Annotated in this window: 13 protein-coding genes and 1 pseudogene; all 14 read right to left on the reverse strand. The window is 61.3% G+C overall.

What is annotated here, in order from left to right:
* Positions 1 to 3: 3 nt before the first annotated feature.
* Entirely contained in the window at positions 4 to 372 is a 369-nt protein-coding gene (rplN, locus tag ATB98_RS16825) for a 50S ribosomal protein L14 (protein ID WP_012707761.1), read from the reverse strand.
* Positions 373 to 550: 178 nt separating this feature from the next.
* Positions 551 to 787 carry a 30S ribosomal protein S17 gene (gene rpsQ / locus ATB98_RS16830; RefSeq protein WP_066875652.1) on the reverse strand — a complete coding sequence of 79 codons (237 nt, stop codon included), beginning with the start codon at positions 785 to 787 and terminating at the stop codon, positions 551 to 553.
* A gap of 13 nt (positions 788 to 800) precedes the next feature.
* Positions 801 to 1,001 carry a 50S ribosomal protein L29 gene (gene rpmC / locus ATB98_RS16835; RefSeq protein ID WP_003536529.1) on the reverse strand — a complete coding sequence of 67 codons (201 nt, stop codon included), beginning with the start codon at positions 999 to 1,001 and terminating at the stop codon, positions 801 to 803.
* 12 nt (positions 1,002 to 1,013) lie between these two features.
* Positions 1,014 to 1,427 carry a 50S ribosomal protein L16 gene (gene rplP / locus ATB98_RS16840; RefSeq protein WP_011975175.1) on the reverse strand — a complete coding sequence of 138 codons (414 nt, stop codon included), beginning with the start codon at positions 1,425 to 1,427 and terminating at the stop codon, positions 1,014 to 1,016.
* Between the two features lie 38 nt (positions 1,428 to 1,465).
* Positions 1,466 to 2,179 carry a 30S ribosomal protein S3 gene (gene rpsC, locus ATB98_RS16845; protein ID WP_066875653.1) on the reverse strand — a complete coding sequence of 238 codons (714 nt, stop codon included), beginning with the start codon at positions 2,177 to 2,179 and terminating at the stop codon, positions 1,466 to 1,468.
* Positions 2,179 to 2,568, reverse strand: a complete 390-nt coding sequence (gene rplV / locus ATB98_RS16850) for a 50S ribosomal protein L22 (protein WP_066875654.1) — start codon at positions 2,566 to 2,568, stop codon at positions 2,179 to 2,181. Before rplV ends, rpsC begins: the two co-directional genes overlap by 1 nt.
* A 2-nt stretch (positions 2,569 to 2,570) precedes the next feature.
* Complete coding sequence (gene rpsS, locus ATB98_RS16855; protein ID WP_066875655.1) at positions 2,571 to 2,849, reverse strand: 30S ribosomal protein S19; 279 nt, start codon at positions 2,847 to 2,849, stop codon at positions 2,571 to 2,573.
* A gap of 15 nt (positions 2,850 to 2,864) precedes the next feature.
* Complete coding sequence (rplB, locus tag ATB98_RS16860; RefSeq protein ID WP_066875656.1) at positions 2,865 to 3,701, reverse strand: 50S ribosomal protein L2; 837 nt, start codon at positions 3,699 to 3,701, stop codon at positions 2,865 to 2,867.
* Between the two features lie 43 nt (positions 3,702 to 3,744).
* Complete coding sequence (locus ATB98_RS16865) at positions 3,745 to 4,038, reverse strand: 50S ribosomal protein L23 (protein WP_066875657.1); 294 nt, start codon at positions 4,036 to 4,038, stop codon at positions 3,745 to 3,747.
* Positions 4,035 to 4,655 (reverse strand): 50S ribosomal protein L4, encoded by a 621-nt coding sequence (rplD, locus tag ATB98_RS16870; RefSeq protein ID WP_066875658.1) that lies wholly within the window; start codon positions 4,653 to 4,655, stop codon positions 4,035 to 4,037. Before rplD ends, ATB98_RS16865 begins: the two co-directional genes overlap by 4 nt.
* Positions 4,656 to 4,667: 12 nt before the next feature.
* Entirely contained in the window at positions 4,668 to 5,354 is a 687-nt protein-coding gene (gene rplC, locus ATB98_RS16875; protein ID WP_066875659.1) for a 50S ribosomal protein L3, read from the reverse strand.
* Positions 5,355 to 5,476: 122 nt separating this feature from the next.
* Positions 5,477 to 5,785, reverse strand: coding sequence for a 30S ribosomal protein S10 (gene rpsJ, locus ATB98_RS16880; protein ID WP_003507767.1), 309 nt, complete (start codon positions 5,783 to 5,785; stop codon positions 5,477 to 5,479).
* 146 nt (positions 5,786 to 5,931) lie between these two features.
* Positions 5,932 to 6,434 (reverse strand): EF-Tu C-terminal domain-related protein (locus ATB98_RS29775; RefSeq protein ID WP_210178134.1); only part of this gene is annotated, 503 nt, incomplete at its 5' end.
* A gap of 1 nt (position 6,435) precedes the next feature.
* Positions 6,436 to 6,706: pseudogene (locus ATB98_RS29780) on the reverse strand (EF-Tu/IF-2/RF-3 family GTPase); the annotation flags it as partial.

Here is a 6,706-nt window from a genome sequence, read left to right on the forward strand (position 1 = left end):
CCCTTAGAGTACTTCCGGAGCCAGCGAGATGATCTTCATGTGGTTCTTGGCGCGGAGTTCGCGCGGAACCGGTCCGAAGATACGGGTGCCGATCGGCTCTTTCTTGTTATCGATGAGAACGGCTGCGTTGGTGTCGAAACGGATGACGCTGCCATCCGGACGGCGGATGTCCTTCGCGGTGCGAACGACAACGGCCTTCATGACATCACCCTTCTTCACGCGGCCGCGCGGAATGGCTTCCTTGATCGACACGACGATGATGTCGCCGATCGACGCGTATTTGCGCTTGGAGCCGCCCAGCACCTTGATGCACATGACACGACGTGCGCCGGAATTATCCGCCACGTCGAGGTTTGTTTGCATCTGAATCATGTCAGGTCGCCTTCTTGTTGTTACCAGGCCGGTTGGGCCGAAACCCCCTCGCCCGGCTTATTGTGCTCATCTCAAAGCAAAAGAACGCCCGGACTCGAGCGTTCCCCAGCTTCAATTGCGTGCTTCATACAGATATTTGCCCGGGACGCAAGGGTCCCAAGGGCAAAACCTGCAGAAATCAAGCCTGGGCGGAGATCACCGTCCAGCGCTTGTCCTTGGAAATCGGCGCGCATTCCTGAATGGAAACGACGTCGCCGACCTTGTACTGGTTGTTCTCGTCGTGAGCCTTGTACTTCTTGGAGCGACGGACGGTCTTCTGAAGGATCGGGTGCGCGAAGCGGCGCTCGACCTTCACGACGACGGTCTTGTCGTTCTTGTCGCTGACGACGGTGCCCTGCAGAATGCGTTTCGGCATATTCTTCTGGTCCTTAGGCCTTGGCTTCTGCCGCCTTCTGGCGGGCAATGGTTTTGATGCGTGCGATGTCCTTGCGGACTTCGTTGATACGCGAAGACTTCTCGAGCTGGCCGGTCGCCTTCTGGAAGCGCAGGTTGAACTGCTCCTTCTTCAGCTTGGCCAGCTCTTCCTTGAGTTGATCGGCGCTCAGAGCGCGAACATCTGCGGCTTTCATGAGCTTCACTCCTTACTCTGCGATACGCTGCACGAAGCGCGTCTTGACAGAGAGCTTGGCAGCGCCAAGACGAAGTGCCTCACGGGCGAGTTCTTCGCTGACACCATCGATCTCGAACATCATACGGCCGGGCTTGACCTTGCATGCCCAGTATTCCACCGAACCCTTACCCTTACCCATGCGGACTTCGGTCGGCTTGGCGGTGACCGGGACGTCCGGAAACACGCGGATCCAGACGCGGCCGGCGCGCTTCATGTGGCGGGTGATCGCGCGGCGGGCCGCTTCGATCTCGCGGGCGTTGACGCGGTTCGGCTCCTGGGCCTTCAGGCCGAATTCGCCGAAGGCGAGATCAGAACCGCCCTTGGCGACGCCCTTGATGCGGCCCTTGAACTGCTTGCGATACTTCGTACGCTTTGGCTGCAACATTTTTTTACTTCTCCGATATTGGCTGCCACGCGCGAATGTTACGCGTTTTCACGACGGCGGTCTCTGCTGCCAGAGCCCTGGGAGTCACTCTCGGTCGCGCGACGCTCGGAAGCCATCGGATCGTGCTCGAGGATTTCACCCTTGAAGATCCAGACCTTGACGCCGCAGATACCGAACGCGGTTTCGGCTTCCGCCGTGCCGTAGTCGATGTCGGCGCGCAGCGTGTGCAGCGGAACGCGGCCTTCACGATACCATTCCGTACGGGCGATTTCCGCACCGCCGAGACGACCGGCGCAGGTGATCTTGATGCCCTCGGCGCCGAGACGCATCGCCGACTGGACGGCACGCTTCATCGCACGGCGGAACGCCACGCGGCGCTCGAGCTGCTGGGCGATCGACTGGGCAACGAGCGTCGCGTCGGTTTCGGGCTTGCGCACTTCGACGATGTTGAGGTGCGTTTCCGAATTGGTCATCTCGGAAAGCTTCTTGCGCAGCTTTTCGATGTCCGCGCCCTTCTTGCCGATGATCAGGCCCGGACGGGCCGAATGGATCGTCACGCGGCACTTCTTGTGCGGACGTTCGATGACGACCTTGGCGATACCGGCGGCCTTCAGCTCTTCCATCAGGTATGCGCGGATCTTCAGGTCTTCATGAAGAAGCTGACCGTATTCCGCATTGTCCGCGAACCAACGGCTGTCCCAGGTGCGGTTGATGCCGAGACGGAAACCGATCGGATTAATCTTCTGGCCCATTATGCGGCCTCCCCTTTGGCTTCCACTTCACGAACGACGATCGTCAAGTGCGAGAACGGCTTTTCGACGCGCGATGCACGGCCGCGACCACGAGCGTGGAAGCGCTTCATCACGATCGACTTGCCAACAAAAGCTTCCGCGACGATGAGCGAATCAACGTCGAGGTCGTGGTTGTTCTCAGCGTTCGCGATCGCAGATTCAAGCGTCTTCTTGACCGTACCTGCAATGCGCTTGCGCGAGAACTCGAGTTCGGCCAGAGCGCGGTCGACCTTCTTGCCACGGATCATCGCGGCAACGAGGTTGAGCTTCTGAGGGCTGACGCGGATCGTGCGCGCAACGGCCTGCGCCTCGTTATCCTTCAGCCGGCGTTCGGCTTTTGCCTTGCCCATTGTTACTTCCTCTTCGCTTTCTTGTCCGCGCCATGACCGTAATAGGTCCGGGTCGGAGCGAATTCGCCGAACTTGTGACCGACCATTTCCTCGGTCACAGAAACGGGAATGTGCTTGTTGCCGTTGTAGACGCCGAAGGTCAGACCGACGAACTGCGGAAGGATCGTGGAGCGACGGCTCCACATCTTGATCACTTCGTTGCGACCGCCTTCGCGAACCTTCTCAGCCTTCTTGAGAAGATAGCCGTCAACAAACGGACCTTTCCAAACTGAACGAGCCACTTGAGACTTCCTCTCTTACTTCTTGCGCTGATGACGCGAGCGCATGATGAACTTGTCGGTCGACTTGTTGGAGCGCGTGCGCTTGCCCTTCGTCGGCTTGCCCCACGGGGTGACCGGATGACGGCCACCGGACGTGCGGCCTTCACCACCGCCGTGCGGATGGTCGACCGGGTTCATGACGACGCCGCGTACATGCGGGCGCTTGCCGCGCCAACGCGAACGGCCGGCCTTACCGTCATTGATGTTGCCGTGATCGGGGTTCGATACAGCACCGATCGATGCGAGGCAAGAGCCGTGCACCAGGCGCTGTTCGCCCGAGTTCAGGCGCAGGATCGCCATGCCCTGGTCGCGGCCGACGAGCTGCGCGTAGGTTCCGGCGGAGCGGGCGATCTGGCCGCCCTTGCCCGGCTTCATCTCCACATTGTGGATGATGGAGCCGACCGGGATGTACTGCAGCGGCATCGCGTTGCCGGGCTTGACGTCGACGGCCTTTTCCGAGGCGATGACCTTGTCGCCGGCAGCCAGGCGCTGCGGCGCCAGGATATAGGCCTGCTCACCGTCGGCATAGTTGACGAGCGCGATGAAGGCGGTGCGGTTCGGGTCGTATTCCAGACGCTCGACCGTGCCTTCGACGTCGAACTTGCGACGCTTGAAGTCGACCAGACGGTAGGACCGCTTGTGACCGCCGCCCTGAAAGCGGACGGTGATGCGGCCCAGGTTGTTGCGACCGCCCTTGGAGGACAGGCCCTCGGTCAGCGCCTTGACCGGCTTGCCCTTGTAGAGGCCGGACCGGTCCACGATGACCAGTTGGCGCTGGCTCGGCGTCGTCGGACTGAAACTTTTCAATGCCATTTTCTTGTTCCCTTTTGGGTTTTTACCCTAATGGGCCTATCCGTTAGAGACCGGTGGAGACGTCGATGGACTGACCTTCGGCGAGCGTGACGATCGCCTTCTTCACGTCCTTCTGCTTCCCGGCGAAGCCGCGGAAACGCTTCAGCTTACCCTTGCGGAGGAGCGTGTTCACGGCTGTGACCTTGACGCCGAACAGGGCTTCGACAGCGGCCTTGATCTCAGGCTTCGAAGCACCCTTGGCGACGTTGAAGACGACCTGGTTCTGTTCCGAGACCAGCGTCGACTTTTCGGTGATCGAGGGAGAGACGATCACGTCGTAGTGGCGAAGATCCGTCATTTGAACCGCTCCTCCAGAGCTTCCACGGCAGCCTTGGAAAGCACGAGCTTGCCACGGCGCAGAATGTCGTAAACGTTGATGCCCTGGACCGGCAGAACGTCCACGTTCGGGATGTTCTGGGCTGCGAGCTTGAAGTTGTTCTCGATCTCGGCGCCGCCGATAATCAGAGCGTTGGTGAGGCCGAGCGAGGCGAAAGCACCGGCCAGCGCCTTCGTCTTTGCTTCCTTGGCGACGAGATCGTCGAGGACGATGATCTCTTCAGCCTTCAGCTTGGCCGACAGTGCGTGGCGAAGACCGAGCGCGCGGATCTTCTTCGGCAGGTCGTGCGCATGGCTGCGGACGACCGGGCCGTGCGCCTTGCCACCGCCACGGAACTGCGGCGCACGAGCGGAATGGTGACGGGCGCGGCCGGTACCCTTCTGCTTGTACATCTTGGCGCCGGTGCGGGAGACTTCCGCGCGGCCCTTGGCCTTGTGGGTGCCCTGCTGACGCTTGGCGAGCTGCCAGCGAACGACGCGGGCGATGATGTCTTCACGGGGTTCGAGGCCGAAAATGGCGTCAGAAAGGGAAACCTTTCCCGCGTCCTTGCCCTCGAGGGTTTTGACGGTGAGATCCATTATGCGGCTCCCTTACTTCGATGCTGCGGCGCGCACTGCGGCCGGGCGCGGTGCGCCTTCCGGAGTGCCCGACTTGATTGCGTCGCGAACCACGATCCAGGAACCCTTGGAGCCGGGAACGGCGCCCTTGACCAGGATCAGACCGCGGTCTTCGTCGGTCGATACGACTTCGAGGTTCTGCGTGGTGACGCGCGTCTGGCCCATGTGACCAGCCATGCGCTTGCCCTTCCAGACCCGGCCCGGATCCTGGTTCGAACCGGTCGAACCATGCGAGCGGTGCGATACGGAAACGCCGTGCGTCGCACGCAGGCCGCCGAAGTTGTGACGCTTGATCGCGCCGGCAAAACCCTTACCGATCGTGGTGCCGGTTACGTCCACCAGCTGGCCGGCGACGAAATGGCTGGCCGTCAGTTCGGCGCCAATTTCGATCAGATTGTCGGCGCTCACGCGGAACTCGACGAGCTTCGCCTTCGGCTCGACGCTCGCGGCGGCAAAATGGCCGCGCAGAGCCTTCGTCGTGTTCTTCACCTTGGAGCGGCCGGCACCCAGCTGAACTGCGGTATAGCCGTTCTTGTCTTCCGTGCGGTGGGCCACTACCTGGCAGTTCTCCAGCCGCAAAACTGTTACCGGGATATGCTCGCCGGCGTCGTTGTAGACGCGGGTCATTCCCACTTTCTGTGCAATCACACCTGAACGCATCGGTTCACGCCTCTTGTTTAGGGTTCCCGTCCGGTGCTACCCGCACCTTCCGGTTTCCTGTTCCTGGAAGCCGTTGGAGAAACTCCACGTACCTTCCTTGTTATTTCGGCTTGCGCCGGGTCTTACAGCTTGATCTCGACGTCGACGCCGGCGGCCAGATCGAGCTTCATCAGCGCATCCACCGTCTGCGGGGTCGGATCAACGATATCGAGAAGGCGCTTGTGCGTGCGCATCTCGAACTGTTCGCGGCTCTTCTTGTCGACGTGCGGCGACCGGTTGACCGTGAATTTCTCAATCCGGGTCGGAAGCGGCACGGGCCCGCGCACACTCGCACCGGTGCGCTTGGCCGTCGACACGATTTCGCGCGTGGAGGCATCGAGGATCCGGTGATCAAACGCCTTGAGGCGGATGCGGATATTCTGGCCGTTCATTCGACTTGTCCTTGCTCGTGTTTCCGGTGTGCTTTCACGCACACACTTGAACTTCTGAATTCGTTTCGCCTAAGCCGCTTCTTTTCAAAAATCGCAGGGACATGGACGACCATGTCCCTGCAGAAACGGCGTAAGCCGTTTTCTCGTTACTTGATGATCGAGGCGACGATGCCGGCGCCGACGGTGCGGCCGCCTTCGCGGATCGCGAAGCGCAGCTTCTCTTCCATCGCGATCGGCACGATCAGTTCGACGTCGACCGTGACGTTGTCGCCCGGCATCACCATTTCCGTGCCTTCCGGCAGCGTCACGATGCCGGTCACGTCCGTCGTGCGGAAGTAGAACTGCGGACGGTAGTTGGTGAAGAACGGCGTATGACGACCACCCTCTTCCTTCGTCAGGATGTAGGCTTCCGCCTTGAACTTCGTGTGCGGCGTCACCGAACCCGGCTTGCAGAGGATCTGGCCGCGCTCGACGCCGTTGCGGTCGACGCCGCGCAGGAGCGCGCCGATGTTGTCGCCGGCCTGGCCCTGGTCGAGCAGCTTGCGGAACATTTCAACGCCCGTGCAAGTCGTCTTCGTCGTCGGACGGATGCCGACGATCTCGACTTCCTCACCGACCTTGATGATGCCGCGCTCGACGCGGCCGGTCANGCCACCCTCTTCCTTCGTCAGGATGTAGGCTTCCGCCTTGAACTTCGTGTGGGGCGTCACCGAACCCGGCTTGCAGAGAATCTGGCCGCGCTCGACGCCATTGCGGTCGACACCGCGCAGCAGCGCGCCGATGTTGTCGCCGGCCTGGCCCTGGTCGAGCAGCTTGCGGAACATTTCGACGCCCGTGCAGGTCGTCTTCGTCGTCGGACGGATGCCGACGATCTCGACTTCCTCACCGACCTTGATGATGCCGCGCTCGACGCGGCCGGTC

Origin of the sequence: Sinorhizobium saheli, from assembly GCF_001651875.1 — a bacterium.
Taxonomy (GTDB): domain Bacteria; phylum Pseudomonadota; class Alphaproteobacteria; order Rhizobiales; family Rhizobiaceae; genus Sinorhizobium; species Sinorhizobium saheli.

Excerpts from the sequence above, each read along its gene's own strand:
- rplN (WP_012707761.1), bottom strand. The coding sequence starts at position 372 with ATGATTCAGATGCAAACAAACCTCGACGTGGCGGATAATTCCGGCGCA.
- rpsQ (WP_066875652.1), bottom strand. The coding sequence starts at position 787 with ATGCCGAAACGCATTCTGCAGGGCACCGTCGTCAGCGACAAGAACGAC.
- rpmC (WP_003536529.1), bottom strand. The coding sequence starts at position 1,001 with ATGAAAGCCGCAGATGTTCGCGCTCTGAGCGCCGATCAACTCAAGGAA.
- rplP (WP_011975175.1), bottom strand. The coding sequence starts at position 1,427 with ATGTTGCAGCCAAAGCGTACGAAGTATCGCAAGCAGTTCAAGGGCCGC.
- rpsC (WP_066875653.1), bottom strand. The coding sequence starts at position 2,179 with ATGGGCCAGAAGATTAATCCGATCGGTTTCCGTCTCGGCATCAACCGC.
- rplV (WP_066875654.1), bottom strand. The coding sequence starts at position 2,568 with ATGGGCAAGGCAAAAGCCGAACGCCGGCTGAAGGATAACGAGGCGCAG.
- rplB (WP_066875656.1), bottom strand. The coding sequence starts at position 3,701 with ATGGCATTGAAAAGTTTCAGTCCGACGACGCCGAGCCAGCGCCAACTG.
- ATB98_RS16865 (WP_066875657.1), bottom strand. The coding sequence starts at position 4,038 with ATGACGGATCTTCGCCACTACGACGTGATCGTCTCTCCCTCGATCACC.
- rplD (WP_066875658.1), bottom strand. The coding sequence starts at position 4,655 with ATGGATCTCACCGTCAAAACCCTCGAGGGCAAGGACGCGGGAAAGGTT.
- rplC (WP_066875659.1), bottom strand. The coding sequence starts at position 5,354 with ATGCGTTCAGGTGTGATTGCACAGAAAGTGGGAATGACCCGCGTCTAC.
- rpsJ (WP_003507767.1), bottom strand. The coding sequence starts at position 5,785 with ATGAACGGCCAGAATATCCGCATCCGCCTCAAGGCGTTTGATCACCGG.